The organism is Flavobacterium sp. 2, assembly GCF_049949195.1.
In the GTDB taxonomy this organism is placed as follows: domain Bacteria; phylum Bacteroidota; class Bacteroidia; order Flavobacteriales; family Flavobacteriaceae; genus Flavobacterium.
Window position 1 is genome coordinate 3497191 of the sequence record NZ_CP188206.1, and the last position, 19763, is coordinate 3516953.

Consider the following 19763-nt stretch of genomic DNA (forward strand, 5'->3'; position numbering starts at 1 on the left):
TCGAATGTCAGTTTTTTTTATTGATTATATATTTAGGTATAGATTAACTTTAAAATAATAGTAGATAAAAATTTTAGAGAAAATCCTCAGCCACAAATAATTCGTTTATTTTAAAGGTTATCTATAATTATTACTTATTTTTACGACCCAATATATTAGAATTTCCCTCGATGCAAACTTCATTAAAAATTGCTGTAGTTGGTTCTGGACTTGTAGGATCGCTTTTGGCAATTTATCTTAAAAAAGCTGGTCACACCGTTCATGTTTATGATCGTAGTCCCGATATTAGAAAAATAAATTTCTCTGGCCGTTCTATAAATTTGGCGATGTCGAATCGCGGATGGAAAGCACTTGATGCTGTAGGTGTTGGCGATTCTGTTCGTGAAATTGCAATTCCGATGGATAAACGTGCAATTCATTTAGTTGATAAACTGAATTTCCAGAATTATGGACAAGAAGGAGAATCTATTTATTCGATTTCGAGAGGAAAACTGAACAGAAAAATGATCGATTTGGCTGAAGAGGCCGGAGCTGAGTTTCATTTTGAACAAAAAGTTTGGGATGTCACTTTAAACGATGCGACTTTGCATATTGGCGAAAGCGAAAGAGGCGAGTGGGAAGAACGAAAATTTGATATGGTTTTTGGTGCTGATGGAGCGTTCTCAAGAATCCGCCACAGAATGCAGCGCCAGAGCATGTTCAATTATTCGCAGGAATTTTTGAATATGGGTTATAAAGAATTAAATATTCCCGCAAATGCTGACGGAACTCATAAACTAGATAAAAATTCATTTCATATTTGGCCAAGAGGCGAGTACATGTTAATTGCATTACCAAATCTTGATGGAAGTTTTACCTGTACTTTATTTATGCCTTTTGAAGGCGAAAACTCTTTTGAGTCATTGACTGACCGAAAAATGGTAGAAGATTTCTTTGAGAAAAACTTTCCAGATTCTATTGAAGTGATTCCTGAATTGGCAAATGATTTCTTTAAAAATCCAACGAGTACTTTGGTAACGATGAAATGCTTTCCGTGGACTTTTGAAGATAAAATCGCTTTGATTGGAGATGCTTGTCATGCAATTGTTCCGTTTTATGGACAAGGAATGAATGCAGGTTTTGAAGATATTACGGTTTTGAATGAAATGATTGAAAAGTACCAAGACGATTGGAAAAAGATATTTTCAGAGTACCAAATTTCCAGAAAACCAAACGCAGATGCGATTGCAGAGCTTTCGTATCGTAATTTTATGGAAATGAGTACTAAAACTGCTGATGAAAAATTCTTGCTTCAAAAGAAAATAGAAAAAGTCTTTTCTGATAAACATCCAGACAAATGGATTCCGCTTTACAGCCGTGTTACATTCAGTGATCGTCCTTATTCTGAAGCTTTAGCAATTGGTGATTTCCAAAATGCCATCATGGAAGAAGTTTTAAAGCTAGACAACATCGAAAATATCTGGGATACGCCAGAAGTTGAAAATAAAATTCTTGTGTTGCTGCAAAACGCATAACTTTTTAACCATATAAGTTACTATAAATTGATTTATGTAAATAATAAAACCCGACAGGTTTTTACCGTCGGGTTTTGTGTTTGTAAAATTAAGTGAACTTATATCACTTATATGGTGTAATTTTTATTTTTTAAAGATTTTAGTTAAAACACCAAAAACTCCTCTTATAAAAGTAGCGCTTGTAACAACTTTTAAAACAGATTTTGTAACGACTTCTGTAGTACTAGGTCCTGTTTTTGAAGATTTTGTTGGAGCTTGTTCTTCTTGTTCAGCTGCAGCCTGAGTAGCACTTTCAATCTTTTTATTTAGCATTTCGTAAGCACTTTCTCGGTCAATTTCTTCAGCATATTTTTTAACCAATTTGGATTTGCCGTTTATTTCTTCAATTTCATCATCGGTTAAAATATCCATTCTACTCATTGGCGCGCGCATCATCGTCGCAACAAGCGGAGTCGGAATCCCTTTTTCGCTTAATGCGGTAACTAATGCTTCTCCAATTCCTAAACTAGTTAGTAACTCATCCGTTTTATAATAATCGGAAGTTGGATAATTATCTGCAGTCTTCTTGATTGCCTGGCGATCATTTGCTGTAAAAGCCCTTAACGCATGCTGGATTTTTAAACCCAATTGCGCCAAAACACCACTTGGAACATCCATTGGGTTTTGTGTTACAAAATAAACACCAACACCTTTTGAACGAATCAGTTTTACAATAGTTTCAATTTGTTCCAATAATGCTTTGCTGGCTTCATTAAAAATCAAATGCGCCTCGTCAATAAAAATTACTAATTCTGGTTGTTCGGCATCGCCTTTTTCAGGCATTTTTTGATAAATTTCGGCAAGCAAGCTTAACATAAATGTCGAGAATAACTTAGGTTTATCCTGAATATCTGTCAAACGAATGATATTTACGTAACCTTTTCCATTTTCGTCAATTCGCATCAAATCTTCAGTATCAAAAGATAATTCACCAAAAAATAAATCACCGCCTTGTTGCTCTAATTCAATTATTTTTCGAAGAATTGTTCCTGTTGTTGCGGTAGAGATTTTACCATAATCTGCTGCAATTTCGTCTTTACCTTCTTCGGTAATATAATTAATGACTTTTTTAATGTCTTTTAAATCCAATAAAGGCATTTGTTTGTCATCGCAATATTTAAAAATAACGGCAACAACACCAGCCTGAGTATCATTAAGGTCTAATATTCTGGAAAACAACACGGGACCAAATTCAGAAACCGTTGCACGAAGACGAACTCCGTTTTGTTTAGAGAGTGACATTAATTCTACAGGAAATGAAGCTACATTATAAGGTATATTCATTTTTGCATGACGTTCCGTAATAAAGCTTTGTTCTTTGCCTTCTTTTGCAATACCGCTGAAGTCTCCTTTAATATCCATCATTAAAACAGGAATTCCCACATTTGATAATTGTTCTGAGAAAACCTGAATTGTCTTTGTTTTTCCAGTTCCAGTCGCGCCAGCTATAAGTCCGTGACGGTTCAGGGTTTTTAACGGAATTTTTACATGAGCATCTGCAACAGCCTCTCCATCCAGAATTGCACTTCCTAAAGTGATGCTATCGCCTTTAGAAAGATAACCGTTGTTGATGTCTTGAATGAAATTATCTTTTTTATTCATGTTTTTATTTGTAATTTAGATGATTATAAGAGTTTTGCTTCATTTTTTAACAATAAGACTATATTTTTTTTAGTAAGAAAATGCTTTTTTTGATTGAAAATGATATAAAAAATAAATTCTCAGCTTTTTAAGAAGATTTCAATGGATTAATTGAATATTTACTAAAACGTTGTAATTTTTTTACTAATCGACCTTTTTTTTGGTTTATCAAAAAAATGACAGCGACAAATTAATGAGATATTTTTTAAATTGACGTTAAATTTCCTTCAATAAAATTAAAAAAAGTTTTTTTATTTAAACTAAACGTATAAATTTGCTCCTCTACAAGTTAAATATAACTAAAAAATAAAAATTATTTAAAACTATTAAAATTAAAAAAAATGGCAAACGTTAAAGTTAAAAAAGAAAGCACTTCAAATGGGGGAGGAATGATTTCAGGAATCATTATTGCAGCATGTGTTTTTGTAGGTTGGTTAATCTGGAAATTCGTTATGGGGGATTCAGCTAACTTTGAAGGAGGAAATCCAGAAACAGGTCACCCAATCAATACTTTAGGTATGGTTTACAAAGGAGGTTTCATTGTACCAGTATTATTAGGTATGCTTTTAATGGTTGTTGTTTTTTCTATTGAAAGATTTATCGTTATCGGTAAAGCTGCTGGTAAAGCTAACTTAGACAAATTCATGAAAAGTGTTCAAGGAAGCATTAAAGAAGGAAACATCGAGGCTGCTATCGCTTCATGTGACAAACAACAAGGTTCAGTTGCAAATGCAATTAAATCTGCTTTGATTAAATATCAAGACGTTAAAAAAGAAGGTTTCAATAGTGAAGAAGCTTCAGAAGTAATCCACAAAGAAATCGAAGAGGCTACTTCATTAGAAATGCCAATGTTAGAAAAAAATATGACTATTATCTCTACTTTAGTATCTTTAGGTACATTAGGAGGATTATTAGGAACTGTATCAGGTATGATTAAAGCGTTTGGTGCGTTAGCTTCTGCTGGAACTCCAGACCAGGCTGCTCTTGCAACAGGTATCTCTGAGGCACTTATCAACACTGCAACAGGTATCTCTACTTCTATCTTTGCAATTGTTTCTTACAACTTCTTTACTGCTAAAATTGACGATTTAACTTACTCTATCGATGAGGCTGGTACTACAATCGTGAATACTTACAGAAAATTCAGAGGAAGTTTAAAACAATAATTAATTTTTGATATATAAATAATTAGATTTAATTATATCAAAAAAATAAAATAAAAGATAATGGCTAAAATTAAAATGAAAAAGAAGTCAACATCGACAGATATGACTGCCATGTGTGATGTTGCGTTCCTTTTGCTTACGTTCTTTATCTTGACTGCTACTGCTAAAGTTCCTGAAGCGCTTCCTGTAGATATGCCTGCTTCTACTGTAGAACATAAATTACCAGATTCTAATTTGGCAATTATTACAATAGGACAAGGAAAAGACGGGAAAAGCAAAGTTTTTTTCGATATCAAAGGAAGAGAGATTCGTAAAAGAACTCTTGAAGGTATGGGAGCAAAATTTGGAGTGACTTTTTCAGAAGATGATAAAGCTAAATTTGCATTAATGGATGACTTTGGTGTTCCAGTAGCAGGTTTAAAGCAAATCATTGATATGAAAGCAGCTGATAGAACTAAAGCAAATCAGCCAGGTATTCCAATCGATTCTTTGGATAATCAATTAAAAGAGTGGCTTTTGGTTTCAAGAAGAGCTACAATTGATCTTGAAGACAAAGAATTAGAGATTGCAATCAAAGGAGATGCTAAAGAACAATATCCTCAAATCAAAAAGATTATGGATATTTTACAAGATCAGAAAATCAATTCCTTTAACTTAGTTACAGGTACAAGAGGAAAAGACTTTTAATTAAAAAAGATACACTAAAATGGCTGAATTAAATACCGGCGACGGTGGTGGCGGAAAAGGTGGCAAAGTAAGAAGTAAAAAGCAAAATTCGAAAGTCGATTTAACGGCAATGGTGGATTTGGCATTCTTATTGATCACGTTCTTTATGTTAACCACTTCGTTGTCAAAACCTAAAGCGATGGATTTATCATTGCCAGATAAAGATCCAAATGATAAAACACCTCCAGTTAAAGTAGATGAAAATCGTACAATGACTATAATGTTAGGAGAGAACAATAAGATGGTTTATTATATGGGATTATTGGCTACTCCAAAAGTTGGTCCAAAGGATATTGCATATGGTAAAGATGGTATTCGTAGAGAATTATTAAAGCAAAAGAAAGAAGTATTAGCTTATTCTACTGCTTTAGGAAAACCTAAGAATGGAATAATAGTTATTATCAAACCAACTAAAAAATCAAATTACCGTAATTTGGTTGATATGTTAGATGAAATGGCTATTACAGGAGTTGATACTTATGCAATTGTTCCTGAGTTTAGTCCTGAGGAAACAAAATTGATAGATAAAAAATAAGATTTATCTTGTTTGAACATCCTAATAATCAAGAAAAATGAAATTAGATATTATAAAAAATCAGTGGCTTGATATCGTATTCGAAGGGCGTAATAAGATATATGGTGCATATGAGTTAAGAAAATCGAACAATAAAACTACGGTAAGAGCACTTATCATTGGTTCGGTTATTTTTAGCTTTGCTGTAGCAGCTCCTCTTATTGCAAGCTATTTGCCAGATTCTGGCGAAGCAGACATGGATAAGGATATTAAGATCGCTACAGTTAAATTACCTCCTAAGAAAAAAGAAGAGGTAAAACCAAATGAACCACCACCACCGCCACCACCACCAAAAGTGGATCAGGTGAAGTTTGTGAAACCGGTTGTTGCTAAAGCAAATGAGGTTACTGAAGATCCACCAAAAATTGAAGATCTTAAAGATAAGAAAGTTGGTGCTGAAACTATTAAAGGAGATCCAGATGCAGTTTTAACTGTTGAGGAGCCAGTAGGAACTGGAACTGCTGCAGTAGTTGAGGAAGATAACCAAGTATATAACACGGCTGGTATCGAAGTAAAACCAGATTTCCCTGGAGGAATTGAGAAATTCTACAAATTCGTAGGAAACAATTACAAAACTCCAGAAGAAGAAGGTTTAAAAGGTAAAGTTTACGTTACGTTTGTAGTTGAAAAAGACGGTTCATTAACCGACATTAAAGTTTTAAGGGATATCGGTTACGGTACAGGAGCAGAAGCAATTCGTGTTCTTAAAAAATGTCCAAAATGGACTCCTGGCGAACAAAATGGTAAAAAAGTTAGGGTATTATACTCTCTTCCTATTACTATTCAATCTGCAGAATAATGTTAAAAGATATGCTTAATAATATTCAGAAGAAATCGCTCAAAGAGCGATTTCTTCTTGTTTTAGGAATACTGTTTTTTTTAATATATCTTGTGCTGGGTTTAATGATTATGTTTTGGGAAAAATTGCCTTTAAACATGGAACCTAAATACAGATATGCTTTTGGAGGACTATTGATTGTGTATTCAGGAATACGCTTCCTTAGGTTAATTAATTCTAATACGGACTAATATGTTGAAGTATAGTAAAGTCTTTGGTTTGGTTGCTTTTGTTTTTTTGTTTGCCATGTGTAACCAAAAAAGCAAGAATGAATCAGAAGAAACAATTTTAAAAGGATCTCTTGATGTCACAGTTGATGAAACAATAAAGCCAATTGTTGATGATCAGGTAGCTGTCTTCGAAGGAACTTACTATGATGCCAAAATCAATGTGAAACCTAAATCAGAGGTTGAGCTTATCAATGATTTACTGAATAAAAAAGCTAAAGTTGTGGTAACTGCTCGTAATTTGACAGCGGAAGAATTGAAAAGATTTGAAAAAAGTAAAATTAATCCTAGAGTTACGCCATTTGCGATTGATGCAATAGCTTTAATTTCAAATAAAAGCAATAATGATACATTAATTGCGTTGAAATCAGTGATAGATTTTATGCAAGGAAAAAAAGATACAGGAATTAAAGGGCTTGTTTTCGATAATCCAAATTCTAGTACAGTTCGTTATATGAAGGATTTGGCTAAAATGAAAGATATTCCGGCGACTGGAGTGTTTTCTTTTAAAACCAATGATGAAGTGATTAAATTCGTTTCTGAAAACGAAGGAATGATTGGGGTAGTTGGTGTTAATTGGTTGTCTCAGCCTGCAGCAAATATGACTCAATATATAGAAAAAGTCAATATTTTGGGTGTGAAAGGTTTAAAAGGTAATCAATATTACTATCCAAGCCAAAATGACCTTGCCGAAGAAAAATATCCTTTGGCACGTGATTTGTTTATTATAAATTGTCAGGGGTATACAGGATTAGGAATGGGCTTCTCGTCATTTGTGGCAGGAGAAATTGGTCAAAGAATTATATTGAAATCTAGTTTGATGCCAGTGAAAACACCGGGAAGAAAACTTAATATTAGAACCCAAATTTTAAAAGATAAAGAATAAATTAATTACTACAAAGATGAATAAATTTAAAATTTTTAGTCTTGCCTTAGTTGCTACAGCTTCTGTTGCAAACGCGCAAGACATCAAAGAAGCTAAAAAAGCAATTGATGCTGAGCAGTTTCAAAAGGCAAAATCTTTGCTAAAGTCGATTATCAAAGCGAAGCCTTCAGATGGTGAAGCTAATTTTGTTTTAGGTAATATCTATTTAAACCAAAGTGTTATTGATTCTGCTAAAATTTATTACCTAAACGGAATTGAGGCAGCTGACAAAAAAAATCTGAATTATATTGGATTAGGTCAAATTGATCTTGATAATAAAAATACTGCTGCTGCTCAGGCTAATTTTGGTTTAGCAACTAAAGATATGAAGCGTAAAGATGTTGATGAATATATCTACATCGGTAAAGCTTACATCAATTCAAACAATCCTGATTACAATAGTGCAATCACTAGTTTGAAACGCGCTTTAGCAATTGAGCCACAAAATCCAACAGCTTTACTTACAATTGGTGATGCTTATTATGGAGCAAATAATCAAAACGATGCTTACAAAGCTTACCGTGATGCTTTTACTGCTGATCCAACGCTTTTAAGAGCTAAAATGCAATTAGGTGTTTTGTTGAAAGGTGCTAAATCATATGATGAAGCTATTAAAGCTTTCAATGAAGTTATCGCTTTGAATCCAAACTATGGTCCTGTTTACAGAGAGTTAGCTGAAACTTATTACAAATGGGCTAGAAATAAACCTTCTACAGCTAAAACTAATTTGCAGAATGCAATTACAAATTATGAGAAGTACTTAAGTTTAACAGATTACTCTTTAGATTCAAAAATGCGTCATGCAGATTTCTTGATCTTGGTAAAAGATTACAAAAGCCTAGAAACTGTTGCAAACAAAATGATTGCTGAGGACAAAGTTAATCCTAGAATTTACAGATATTTAGGATATTCTGCTTATGAGAACGGTAACATCGATGTTGCTCTTAAATCATTAGAAGATTATGTAAAAGTTCCTAACAATAAAGTAATCGCTAAAGACTATCTATACTTAGGATTTGCGAAAATTAAAAAAGGTACTGCTGCTGACGGTACAATTGAAGCTTCTGCGTTTGAAGCTGGTTTGACTGATATCAAAAAAGCCGTTGCTATGGAGCCATTAGCTGTTGAAGATCTTGGTGATTTTGGTAAAGAATTGTTTGGTAAAAAACAATACAACCAAGCTGCTGCTATTTATGAGTTAAGCACAACTAATACAGAGCAGAAAAACTACTTAAACGATAATGTTTATTTAGGTATTTCGCTTTATTATGCTAATGCTAACAAACCTGCTGGGACTGCTGATGCTGCTGCTTTGACTAAAGCTGATGCTGCTTTCGATAGAGTTCTTGTAGCTTCTCCTACTTATGACGAGGCTTACTTATACAAAGGAAGAATCAACAACTTATTGGAGAAAGATGATTTAATTATCAAAAACTACGAAGAGTATGTTGCAAAAACAACTGCTAAAGGTGCTGAAGAATTAGCAAAACCTGCAACAGTAAAAAAAATAGTTGAATCTTACAACAGTATTGGTGCAGCTTATGCTAATACAGACAAAGCTAAAGCAGTTGAATATTTCAATAAATCTTTAGTTTTAGATCCTGCTAATAAGTATGCAGCTGATTCTGTAAAAGCTTTAAAATAATAAATTAGTTTCTAACTAATTATAAAACCGACAGTTCAATGAGCTGTCGGTTTTTTTGTTCCGTATTTAAATGACTATCTTTGCACTTTAAAATTGAATAATGTTATCAAAAGAAATACAATTAGAAGTTAATAAAGGAGCTATGTTGCCTCTGATGGAAGAATTTTATACCATTCAGGGAGAAGGTTATCATACAGGGACAGCGGCGTATTTTATTAGAATTGGAGGATGTGATGTTGGTTGTCATTGGTGTGATGTGAAAGAAAGCTGGAATGCAGAACTTCATCCGCCAACAAGTATTGATTTAATTGTAAAAAATGCTTCAACTTATGCAGATACTGTCGTAATAACTGGCGGAGAACCTTTAACATGGGATATGACTTTGCTTACGCAGCAATTAAAAAATGAAAATTTAAAAGTTCATATTGAAACATCTGGTGCATACCCTTTAAGTGGAACTTGGGATTGGATTTGCCTTTCGCCAAAGAAGAACAAATTGCCAACTCAAACGGTTTATGATAATGCTGATGAATTAAAAGTAATTATCTACAACAAACACGATTTTATTTTTGCAGAAGAACAAGCCGAACTTGTTAATGACAATGCAATTTTGTTCTTGCAGCCAGAATGGAGCAAAAAAGAAGAAATGACTCCGTTGATTGTGGATTATGTAATGAACAACCCAAAATGGCGTGTTTCGCTACAGACACATAAATACTTGAATATACCATAAAAAAAATCTCTTCAATTGAAGAGATTTTTTTTATTGCCAGTTTTTATGCTTTTTTAAAGCTGCAATATGCGCCAAATGATGGTTTCCATGCCAGGCATACATTCCAATAATTTTCTTTAGTTTGTTTTCTGAGTTATCTGCTGGATGTATAAACGTCTTTTCTAAATCAGATTCTGATAAGTTTTTCATGATATAACCTAATCTGAAATGAAGTCCTTTTAATAAATCTAAGGTTGGCTGAATCGGCATTGTTAAATTATCATTTAGTTCAGACCATAAAACTTCATCATAAGCTTTAATCACAGGATTGTTTTCAGTTAATGTCCATTTGATTCTAGTATAACAATGCATGTGGCTTTCAGCACAATGATGGATAACTTGTCTAACGGTCCACCCGCCAGGACGATAAGGTGTGTCTAATTGTTCATCGGTTAAATGAATAGTTTCATTTGCTAATTTTTCAGGGAAAGCTTCAATTTCTTTAATTCTTTCAGAAAGATATTCTTGCGAATAATGTTCTGGAGCAATAAATTTTCCGATAGGATATTTTAACTTTTCTAGATCAAATTCTTTCATGGTGTATGTTTTAATGTTAAATAGAAAGTTTGGCTAAATAATCATAATGCTCGCCTTCTAAAATAAGTTCACATTTTAATCCATTAGCAATTGCTGCATTTTGTAGTGTGTTGTAATCTAGATAAAGCCAGTCAAACGATTCTTCTTTTTCTCCTTTATACGAAATCGTAAAAGTTAATTCTCCATAATAATCATTGCTTGACGGAATCCATTTTCCGCCATCTTCATCCTCATCAAACATATATATGATATCTGAACTGTCTATTAAAATTTGACCTCCAGGATTTAATAGGGATTTAAGTTTCGACAAATATTGATTGCAGTTTTCTAATTTTCCAAAAATTCCAGTACCATTCATTAATAGAAGAATAGTGTCGAATTTTTCTTCTTGAAAATCAAGAATATTTTGAACTTTGGGATTTTTTATTCCTCTTAATTTACAAGTTTCGATTGCTTTTTCTGAAATATCAATTGAAGTAACATCCAAATTTCGGTCATTTTGTAATGAAAGACTATGACTTCCTGCTCCGCATCCCACATCTAAAATTCTGCCGAAAGATAACTGAAGTGCTTTTTGTTCTAATTTGGGCATTTCATTATAAGACCGAAATAAATACGCAACACTCATTTCGTCTTCTTCAGAAATTGAGGTCTCGGTAATAATATCTTCAGGTGAATTATTGGTTTGGAAATCGTACATCGCTTTCCCAAATAGATCTTTCATCGTAATTTAGTTCAAAGATTAGGGTTTCAAGTTCAAAGTTGTTTAATTTTGCAGGATCAACTTTAAATTTTAAACTTGAAACAAATTTTAAATAACTTAAATAAGTTAGCCAAAGATAAGCATATCGAAAATAAAAAGTATTTTGATAAGCTTAAAAAGAAACAGCCTAAAAATTTAGATTATATTATGCAGGATTTGCATGACGCCGAATTTAAAAAAACGGATTGTCTGCAATGCGCCAATTGTTGTAAGACTACAGGGCCGTTATTTACCTTGGCTGATATTGAAAGAATCGCGAAATCGTTTAGACAAAAACCGCAGCAATTTATTGATCAGTATTTGCGAATTGATGAAGATAAAGATTATGTTTTAAAAAGTGTTCCTTGTACTTTCTTGGATAGTGAAAATTATTGTATGATATATGACGTGCGTCCAAAGGCATGTCGCGAATTTCCACATACTGATCGTAAAAAGTTTCATCAAATTTCAGATCTGACATTAAAAAATGTAGCAATATGTCCGGCTGCATATAATATTGTTGAAGAAATGAAAAAGAAAATGCCTTTATAAGAATCTGAAAAAATCGTAATTGTTTTTTCTGACAATTCAATTCTGGTTTTTTAAACGTATTTTTGGCTTAAATAAATTAAGCGGTAAGTATCACCAATATAACATCATTAAATTGAATTTAGAATATTTTATAGCCAAAAGACTTATTACTGCAAAGGATTATAAAAGCAGTATTTCGGCGCCAATTATAAAAATTGCTATTTCGGCAATTGCAATTGGTATTATTATGATGCTGGTTTCTGTAGCGACGGGAATTGGACTGCAACAAAAAATCAGAGATAAAATCTCTGCTTTCAACGGACAGGTTATTATATCGAATTTTGATAACAATAATTCTGAAGTTACTTTGGTTCCAATTTCAAAAAAACAAGATTTTTATCCTAATTTCAAATCTGTTCCAGAGGTAAGTCATGTCCAGGCAATCGCTACAAAAGCAGGAATTATTAGAACTGCAAACGCATTCGAAGGAATAGTTTTTAAAGGAGTAGGGGCTGATTACGATTGGAGCAATATAAAAGAATATCTTGTAGAAGGAAATTTGCCAGATTTTAAAAAATCACTCAATGAAGAAGTTATTATTTCCAGATATCTTGCTGACCGACTCAATTTAAAATTAGGAGATAGTTTTAATACCTTTTTTATAAAAGAAGAACAAGGGAAAGTGCCAAACAGTCGCCGATTTAAAATTGTAGGTATTTTTAGTTCGGGATTTCAGGATTTTGATGCCACTTTTATAATAGGCGACATTCGTCATATCCAGAGAATCAACAAATGGAATCCTGATCAAATAGGTGCTTTCGAAGTTTTTGTAAAAGATTTTACAAAAATAAAGCAAACAGGTAATCAAATTTACGAACAAACCCCTTCAGGCTTGGATACTAAGACTATTATTGAAAAGTATAGTTATATTTTTGATTGGTTGCAACTTTTTGATTTTAATATAGTAGTAATTCTTGGTGTTATGATCTTGGTTGCAACTATAAACATGGTAGTAGCACTATTGGTTCTTATTTTGGAGCGTACACAAATGATAGGTATTTTAAAATCTCTTGGTGCAAATAATTGGACAGTCAGAAAAATATTTCTATATAACGCTTTCTATTTAATAATACGAGGTTTGTTTTGGGGTAATCTTATAGGTATTTCAATATTGTTAATTCAGCAACAGTTCGGAATAGTTCGTCTTAATCCAGAAAATTATTATGTAAACCAAGCTCCGGTATATTTAAATTGGGGTTATGTAATAGGATTAAATTTACTTACAGTGGTAATTTGTTTTATGGTCTTGCTGATTCCGTCCTATATAATAACGAGGATATCTCCAGTCAAAGCAATTCGTTTTGATTGATATCTAAATATTTTCATTTCAAACCCGACAGTTTTTGAAAACCTGTCGGGTTTGTTTTTTCTATACATATATGTATTTAGAAAGCTATACTATATATAAGAGTAGAAAATCCGAATTTTTGATTGTATATAAGGAGCTGTTTCCCGCTATCCGCTTCAATCTTTTGCTTTTTAAAGAAAAAAGCAAAAGGATTTCCGCTTCTATCGGGGCTATGGGAGCTGTTTTCAGGAGAAATCCAGAGGAAGAAGAGAGGATTCCGGTTAAAATGGAGCCTGAAAAGGGAAGACTTTGCGTCTTTGCGACTCTGCGAGACTAAAAAGTGCATTTTAAGTAAGCCTTGAATCCTGTTTTCTTATCATAAAAGAGGCCGAAAGACTAAAAATTCAACAAAACGGAAAGCAGAAAAGACCCGAAAAGAATCAAAACCGCACCTTGATTCAGAAAAACGCTACAAAGAATCAAAAAAAAATGATTTGTAAAGAATCCGTTATCAGTGAGTTAAGAAATAATCCGAAAAAAGATGAAAAAAAGAGGCTAAAAAAGCTTGTATAACTGAATAAAGGTTCTACTTTTGCACCCGCAACAACGAAAGGCGTTCACTGAAATACTGGCAAGCGAGACGATTTAAACTGAAAAATATTTTCAAAAAAAGATTTCGAAAAGCTTGTGAGATTTGAAAATGCTTTTTACATTTGCACCCCGCAAAACACGGAAAGTTCATTGAGAGATTGGGAGGAAAGTTTGGAATATGAGACGAAAAAAAAGTTTCAAATTTTTTTAAATTTTTCTTGCGAGAAACAAAAAGAATTTTTAGTTTTGCACCCGCTTTGAGAGACAAGCGAAGGAAACAAAATTACGTTCGTAGACATATTGAATTGACAGCCGTTCCGATGAGAATCGGAACAAATAGAATAAGAGTAATGGAATCGATAGATTCGAAAAGAACCACTAGAGGAAGCATCGACTATATAATATTAAAATATACGATGAAGAGTTTGATCCTGGCTCAGGATGAACGCTAGCGGCAGGCTTAACACATGCAAGTCGAGGGGTATAGTTCTTCGGAGCTAGAGACCGGCGCACGGGTGCGTAACGCGTATGCAATCTACCTTTCACAGAGGGATAGCCCAGAGAAATTTGGATTAATACCTCATAGTATAGTGAGTTGGCATCAACACACTATTAAAGTCACAACGGTGAAAGATGAGCATGCGTCCCATTAGCTAGTTGGTAAGGTAACGGCTTACCAAGGCAACGATGGGTAGGGGTCCTGAGAGGGAGATCCCCCACACTGGTACTGAGACACGGACCAGACTCCTACGGGAGGCAGCAGTGAGGAATATTGGTCAATGGGCGCAAGCCTGAACCAGCCATGCCGCGTGCAGGATGACGGTCCTATGGATTGTAAACTGCTTTTGTACGAGAAGAAACAACATTACGTGTAATGTCTTGACGGTATCGTAAGAATAAGGATCGGCTAACTCCGTGCCAGCAGCCGCGGTAATACGGAGGATCCAAGCGTTATCCGGAATCATTGGGTTTAAAGGGTCCGTAGGCGGTTTAGTAAGTCAGTGGTGAAAGCCCATCGCTCAACGGTGGAACGGCCATTGATACTGCTGAACTTGAATTATTAGGAAGTAACTAGAATATGTAGTGTAGCGGTGAAATGCTTAGAGATTACATGGAATACCAATTGCGAAGGCAGGTTACTACTAATGGATTGACGCTGATGGACGAAAGCGTGGGTAGCGAACAGGATTAGATACCCTGGTAGTCCACGCCGTAAACGATGGATACTAGCTGTTGGGGGCAACTTCAGTGGCTAAGCGAAAGTGATAAGTATCCCACCTGGGGAGTACGTTCGCAAGAATGAAACTCAAAGGAATTGACGGGGGCCCGCACAAGCGGTGGAGCATGTGGTTTAATTCGATGATACGCGAGGAACCTTACCAAGGCTTAAATGTAGATTGACCGTTTTGGAAACAGAACTTTCGCAAGACAATTTACAAGGTGCTGCATGGTTGTCGTCAGCTCGTGCCGTGAGGTGTCAGGTTAAGTCCTATAACGAGCGCAACCCCTGTTGTTAGTTGCCAGCGAGTCATGTCGGGAACTCTAACAAGACTGCCAGTGCAAACTGTGAGGAAGGTGGGGATGACGTCAAATCATCACGGCCCTTACGCCTTGGGCTACACACGTGCTACAATGGCCGGTACAGAGAGCAGCCACTGGGTGACCAGGAGCGAATCTACAAAGCCGGTCACAGTTCGGATCGGAGTCTGCAACTCGACTCCGTGAAGCTGGAATCGCTAGTAATCGGATATCAGCCATGATCCGGTGAATACGTTCCCGGGCCTTGTACACACCGCCCGTCAAGCCATGGAAGCTGGGGGTGCCTGAAGTCGGTGACCGCAAGGAGCTGCCTAGGGTAAAACTGGTAACTAGGGCTAAGTCGTAACAAGGTAGCCGTACCGGAAGGTGCGGCTGGAACACCTCCTTTCTAGAGCCTCGAATGTTAGTGCTTGCACACGTTGGGGAAAAAAGATGCGGATCGAAATGGGTCTGAATTGAGGATTTTATTACTCTTGCTGTTAATTTAAAAAAATGATAAAACTTAAGTAAAACAGAGTCTCGTAGCTCAGCTGGTTAGAGTACTACACTGATAATGTAGGGGTCGGCAGTTCGAGTCTGCCCGGGACTACTATTTGGCTTAAAAAAAAAGGAAATTCTAGAGTTGAGTTCTTATGAATATAAATTCATAATTCATAATTCACAATTCATAATTAGATTGGGGGATTAGCTCAGCTGGCTAGAGCGCCTGCCTTGCACGCAGGAGGTCAACGGTTCGACTCCGTTATTCTCCACGAATTTACTTGAAGAAGTAAATAAAAGTTCATTGACATATTGAGATAAGAAAATAATAAAAAGTAGAAAGCGTTTTTTACAATTTATTGTAGAAAACAAAAAAAAACGGTCTTGTTTTTAGGAACAAGATTGGTACAATAAGCAAAATAAGGGCGTATGGGGGATGCCTAGGCTCTCAGAGGCGAAGAAGGACGTGATAAGCTGCGAAAAGCTGCGGGGACGAGCACACATCGATTGATCCGCAGATATCCGAATGGGGCAACCCACTATGTTGAAGACATAGTACACCGATAGGTGGGCAAACCCGCTGAACTGAAACATCTAAGTAGGCGGAGGAGAAGAAAACAAAAGTGATTCCGTAAGTAGTGGCGAGCGAACGCGGATTAGCCCAAACCAATAATGTTACGGCATTGTTGGGGTTGTAGGACCACGACATTTCATGCATGCAGAACCGGAAGTTACTGGAAAGTGACGCCATAGAGGGTGATAGCCCCGTATGGGTAATAAATGTAATGAATAGTGGTATCCTGAGTAGGGCGGGGCACGTGAAACCCTGTCTGAATTTGGCGGGACCATCCGCTAAGGCTAAATACTCCTGAGAGACCGATAGTGAACCAGTACCGTGAGGGAAAGGTGAAAAGAACCGTGAATAACGGAGTGAAATAGATCCTGAAACCATACGCTTACAAGCGGTCGGAGCCCTTTAGTGGGGTGACGGCGTGCCTTTTGCATAATGAGCCTACGAGTTAACGTTGCTGGCAAGGATAAGTGGTTAAGCCATGGATCCGTAGCGAAAGCGAGTCTGAATAGGGCGCTTTAGTCAGTAGTGTTAGACGCGAAACCGTGTGATCTACCCATGGGCAGGTTGAAGCTGTGGTAACACACAGTGGAGGACCGAACCGGTTGACGTTGAAAAGTCTTCGGATGACCTGTGGGTAGGGGTGAAAGGCCAATCAAACTCGGAAATAGCTCGTACTCCCCGAAATGCATTTAGGTGCAGCGCTGATGATAGTTATATAGAGGTAGAGCTACTGATTGGATGCGGGGGCTTCACCGCCTACCAATTCCTGACAAACTCCGAATGCTATATAATGTTTCACAGCAGTGAGGGCTTGGGTGCTAAGGTCCAAGTCCGAGAGGGAAAGAACCCAGACCATCAGCTAAGGTCCCCAAATATATGTTAAGTTGAAAGAACGAGGTTTGTCTGCCCAGACAGCTAGGATGTTGGCTTGGAAGCAGCCATTCATTTAAAGAGTGCGTAACAGCTCACTAGTCGAGCGGACGAGCATGGATAATAATCGGGCATAAACATATTACCGAAGCTATGGATTTGCAAGCAATTGCAAGTGGTAGGGGAGCATTCTGACAGGGTTGAAGGTGTATCGTAAGGTATGCTGGACTGGTCAGAAAAGAAAATGTAGGCATAAGTAACGATAATGCGGGCGAGAAACCCGCACACCGAAAAACTAAGGTTTCCACAGCTATGCTAATCAGCTGTGGGTTAGTCTGGTCCTAAGGCGAACCCGAAAGGGACAGTCGATGGCCAACGGGTTAATATTCCCGTACTACTAATTACTGTGATGGGGTGACGGAGTGATGAAAGCGCCGCGAACTGACGGAATAGTTCGTTGAAGTACCTAGCTATAAGACCTGTAGGCAAATCCGCAGGTTTTGGTGAAATACGATAGTACTCGGAGTCTTCGGACAAAGAGATAGTGCGCCTAAGGGCTTCCAAGAAAAACCTCTAAACTTCAGGTAATTAGTACCAGTACCGTAAACCGACACAGGTAGTTGAGGAGAGAATCCTAAGGTGCTCGAGAGATTCATGGCTAAGGAATTAGGCAAAATAGACCTGTAACTTCGGGAGAAAGGTCGCCCCCAGCAATGGGGGCCGCAGTGAAGAGGTCCAGGCGACTGTTTATCAAAAACACAGGGCTCTGCAAAATCGTAAGATGAAGTATAGGGCCTGACACCTGCCCGGTGCTGGAAGGTTAAGAGGAGATGTTATCTTCGGAGAAGCATTGAATTGAAGCCCCAGTAAACGGCGGCCGTAACTATAACGGTCCTAAGGTAGCGAAATTCCTTGTCGGGTAAGTTCCGACCTGCACGAATGGTGTAACGATCTGGACACTGTCTCAGCCATGAGCTCGGTGAAATTGTAGTAACGGTGAAGATGCCGTTTACCCGCAGTGGGACGAAAAGACCCTGTGCACCTTTACTATAGCTTAGTATTGACCTTGGATAAATGATGTGTAGGATAGGTTGGAGACTGTGAAGCGGCGTCGCCAGGCGTTGTGGAGTCATTGTTGAAATACAACCCTTTGTTTATCTGAGGCCTAACCCCGTGTTGCGGGGGACAGTGCTTGGTGGGTAGTTTGACTGGGGTGGTCGCCTCCAAAAGAGTAACGGAGGCTTCTAAAGGTTCCCTCAGTACGCTTGGTAACCGTGCGTAGAGTGCAATGGCATAAGGGAGCTTGACTGAGAGACATACAGGTCGATCAGGTACGAAAGTAGAGCATAGTGATCCGGTGGTTCCGCATGGAAGGGCCATCGCTCAAAGGATAAAAGGTACGCCGGGGATAACAGGCTGATCTCCCCCAAGAGCTCATATCGACGGGGGGGTTTGGCACCTCGATGTCGGCTCGTCACATCCTGGGGCTGGAGAAGGTCCCAAGGGTTGGGCTGTTCGCCCATTAAAGTGGCACGCGAGCTGGGTTCAGAACGTCGTGAGACAGTTCGGTCTCTATCTACTGTGGGCGTTAGAAATTTGAGTGGATCTGATTCTAGTACGAGAGGACCGAATTGGACTAACCTCTAGTGTATCTGTTGTCCCGCCAGGGGCACCGCAGAGTAGCTACGTTGGGAAGGGATAAGCGCTGAAAGCATATAAGCGCGAAACCCACCACAAGATGAGATTTCTTTTAAGGATCGTGGAAGATGACCACGTTGATAGGCTATAGATGTAAAGGCAGTAATGTCATAGTCGAGTAGTACTAATAATCCGTAAGCTTATGTACACCCTTTTCCCTCCGAGCAATCGGAGGGAGGAAACTTTCTAAACAAATACTTCTTTTCTTTATCTCAGTATGTTAAAATATTAGCTCGACGCAGAGCAGTTGATGGTCAAGAGTTGATAGTTGATGGAGAAATCCGACAACCAAAAACCAACAACTAAAAACCTTAAGGTGGTTATTGCGGCGGGGCTCACCTCTTCCCATCCCGAACAGAGAAGTTAAGCCCGCCTGCGCAGATGGTACTGCAATTTTGTGGGAGAGTATGTCGTCGCCTTTCTTTTGAAAACCCTGTTTCGTGAGTTACAGGGTTTTTTATTCTTAACTTTATTTATAGTATTGTAAATAATTTAAGGTACCTTAGCTCAGATGGTAGAGCAATGGACTGAAAATCCATGTGTCCCTGGTTCGATCCCTGGAGGTACCACATAATGCTCGGATGGTGAAATTGGTAGACACGCTGGACTTAAAATCCAGTGAACAGCAATGTTCGTGCGGGTTCAAGTCCCGCTCTGAGTACTAAAACTTCAATTGGCTTTGCTAATTGAAGTTTTTTTTTGGAACAATCTCATGTTTAATTTTTTGTATTTTGTCGTTTAGGGGTGCTTATTTGTATTTTAAAACCTTTTCATTTGACTTTGTTA

15 protein-coding genes, 4 tRNA genes and 3 rRNA genes are annotated in these 19763 nt (G+C 37.0%); 19 read left to right on the forward strand and 3 right to left on the reverse strand.

The genetic code is table 11. From position 1 onward, the window contains the following. The first annotated feature begins 170 nt into the window (after positions 1 to 170). The gene (locus tag ACNFIH_RS14975; RefSeq protein WP_426483756.1) at positions 171 to 1514 is read left to right on the forward strand and encodes an FAD-dependent oxidoreductase; all 1344 of its coding nucleotides are present in this window, start codon (positions 171 to 173) and stop codon (positions 1512 to 1514) included. 123 nt (positions 1515 to 1637) lie between these two features. On the opposite strand, the gene ACNFIH_RS14980 is transcribed toward ACNFIH_RS14975, so the two are convergent. Beyond that, positions 1638 to 3155, reverse strand: a complete 1518-nt coding sequence (locus ACNFIH_RS14980; protein WP_426483757.1) for a helicase HerA-like domain-containing protein — start codon at positions 3153 to 3155, stop codon at positions 1638 to 1640. A gap of 380 nt (positions 3156 to 3535) precedes the next feature. Between ACNFIH_RS14980 and ACNFIH_RS14985 the strand changes: the two genes are divergently transcribed. From ACNFIH_RS14985 to ACNFIH_RS15020, 8 genes are all read left to right on the forward strand, one after another. Continuing rightward, complete coding sequence (locus ACNFIH_RS14985; RefSeq protein ID WP_035653445.1) at positions 3536 to 4360, forward strand: MotA/TolQ/ExbB proton channel family protein; 825 nt, start codon at positions 3536 to 3538, stop codon at positions 4358 to 4360. Between the two features lie 60 nt (positions 4361 to 4420). After that, positions 4421 to 5047, forward strand: coding sequence for an ExbD/TolR family protein (locus ACNFIH_RS14990; protein WP_426483758.1), 627 nt, complete (start codon positions 4421 to 4423; stop codon positions 5045 to 5047). Between the two features lie 19 nt (positions 5048 to 5066). Next, positions 5067 to 5621 (forward strand): ExbD/TolR family protein, encoded by a 555-nt coding sequence (locus ACNFIH_RS14995; protein ID WP_426483759.1) that lies wholly within the window; start codon positions 5067 to 5069, stop codon positions 5619 to 5621. A gap of 37 nt (positions 5622 to 5658) precedes the next feature. Beyond that, positions 5659 to 6459 (forward strand): energy transducer TonB, encoded by an 801-nt coding sequence (locus tag ACNFIH_RS15000; RefSeq protein WP_426483760.1) that lies wholly within the window; start codon positions 5659 to 5661, stop codon positions 6457 to 6459. Further along, entirely contained in the window at positions 6459 to 6689 is a 231-nt protein-coding gene (locus ACNFIH_RS15005; RefSeq protein ID WP_026728445.1) for a hypothetical protein, read from the forward strand. Before ACNFIH_RS15000 ends, ACNFIH_RS15005 begins: the two co-directional genes overlap by 1 nt. Position 6690: 1 nt before the next feature. Next, complete coding sequence (locus ACNFIH_RS15010; protein WP_426483761.1) at positions 6691 to 7611, forward strand: PstS family phosphate ABC transporter substrate-binding protein; 921 nt, start codon at positions 6691 to 6693, stop codon at positions 7609 to 7611. A 16-nt stretch (positions 7612 to 7627) separates the two neighbouring features. Beyond that, positions 7628 to 9295 carry a tetratricopeptide repeat protein gene (locus ACNFIH_RS15015; protein WP_426483762.1) on the forward strand — a complete coding sequence of 556 codons (1668 nt, stop codon included), beginning with the start codon at positions 7628 to 7630 and terminating at the stop codon, positions 9293 to 9295. Between the two features lie 100 nt (positions 9296 to 9395). After that, complete coding sequence (locus ACNFIH_RS15020) at positions 9396 to 10028, forward strand: 7-carboxy-7-deazaguanine synthase QueE (RefSeq protein ID WP_142451724.1); 633 nt, start codon at positions 9396 to 9398, stop codon at positions 10026 to 10028. Between the two features lie 30 nt (positions 10029 to 10058). Here ACNFIH_RS15020 and ACNFIH_RS15025 read toward each other — a convergent pair whose 3' ends face one another. After that, positions 10059 to 10604, reverse strand: a complete 546-nt coding sequence (locus ACNFIH_RS15025; protein ID WP_426483763.1) for a YfiT family bacillithiol transferase — start codon at positions 10602 to 10604, stop codon at positions 10059 to 10061. A 16-nt stretch (positions 10605 to 10620) separates the two neighbouring features. Further along, complete coding sequence (locus ACNFIH_RS15030; protein ID WP_426483764.1) at positions 10621 to 11328, reverse strand: class I SAM-dependent methyltransferase; 708 nt, start codon at positions 11326 to 11328, stop codon at positions 10621 to 10623. A 75-nt stretch (positions 11329 to 11403) separates the two neighbouring features. Here ACNFIH_RS15030 and ACNFIH_RS15035 point away from each other — a divergent pair, with 75 nt between their 5' ends. The 10 genes from ACNFIH_RS15035 (at position 11404) to ACNFIH_RS15080 (ending at position 19638) form a co-directional block, all read left to right on the forward strand. Next, the gene (locus ACNFIH_RS15035) at positions 11404 to 11898 is read left to right on the forward strand and encodes a YkgJ family cysteine cluster protein (protein ID WP_035653470.1); all 495 of its coding nucleotides are present in this window, start codon (positions 11404 to 11406) and stop codon (positions 11896 to 11898) included. A 112-nt stretch (positions 11899 to 12010) separates the two neighbouring features. Beyond that, the gene (locus ACNFIH_RS15040) at positions 12011 to 13246 is read left to right on the forward strand and encodes an ABC transporter permease (protein WP_426483765.1); all 1236 of its coding nucleotides are present in this window, start codon (positions 12011 to 12013) and stop codon (positions 13244 to 13246) included. A 70-nt stretch (positions 13247 to 13316) separates the two neighbouring features. Then, on the forward strand, positions 13317 to 13562 hold the full coding sequence (locus ACNFIH_RS15045) for a hypothetical protein (protein ID WP_426483766.1): 246 nt from the start codon (positions 13317 to 13319) through the stop codon (positions 13560 to 13562). Between the two features lie 667 nt (positions 13563 to 14229). After that, positions 14230 to 15743, forward strand: a 16S ribosomal RNA gene (locus ACNFIH_RS15050). Positions 15744 to 15870: 127 nt separating this feature from the next. After that, a tRNA-Ile gene (locus ACNFIH_RS15055) sits at positions 15871 to 15944 on the forward strand. 89 nt (positions 15945 to 16033) lie between these two features. Further along, a tRNA-Ala gene (locus ACNFIH_RS15060) sits at positions 16034 to 16107 on the forward strand. Positions 16108 to 16243: 136 nt separating this feature from the next. After that, positions 16244 to 19125, forward strand: a 23S ribosomal RNA gene (locus tag ACNFIH_RS15065). Positions 19126 to 19289: 164 nt separating this feature from the next. Next, positions 19290 to 19399 (forward strand): 5S ribosomal RNA (rrf, locus tag ACNFIH_RS15070). The 16S, 23S and 5S rRNA genes sit together here with 4 tRNA genes alongside, the layout of an rRNA operon. A 74-nt stretch (positions 19400 to 19473) precedes the next feature. Beyond that, positions 19474 to 19546: transfer RNA gene (locus ACNFIH_RS15075), tRNA-Phe, on the forward strand. A gap of 6 nt (positions 19547 to 19552) precedes the next feature. Then, positions 19553 to 19638, forward strand: a tRNA-Leu gene (locus ACNFIH_RS15080). The last annotated feature ends 125 nt before the right edge of the window (positions 19639 to 19763 follow it).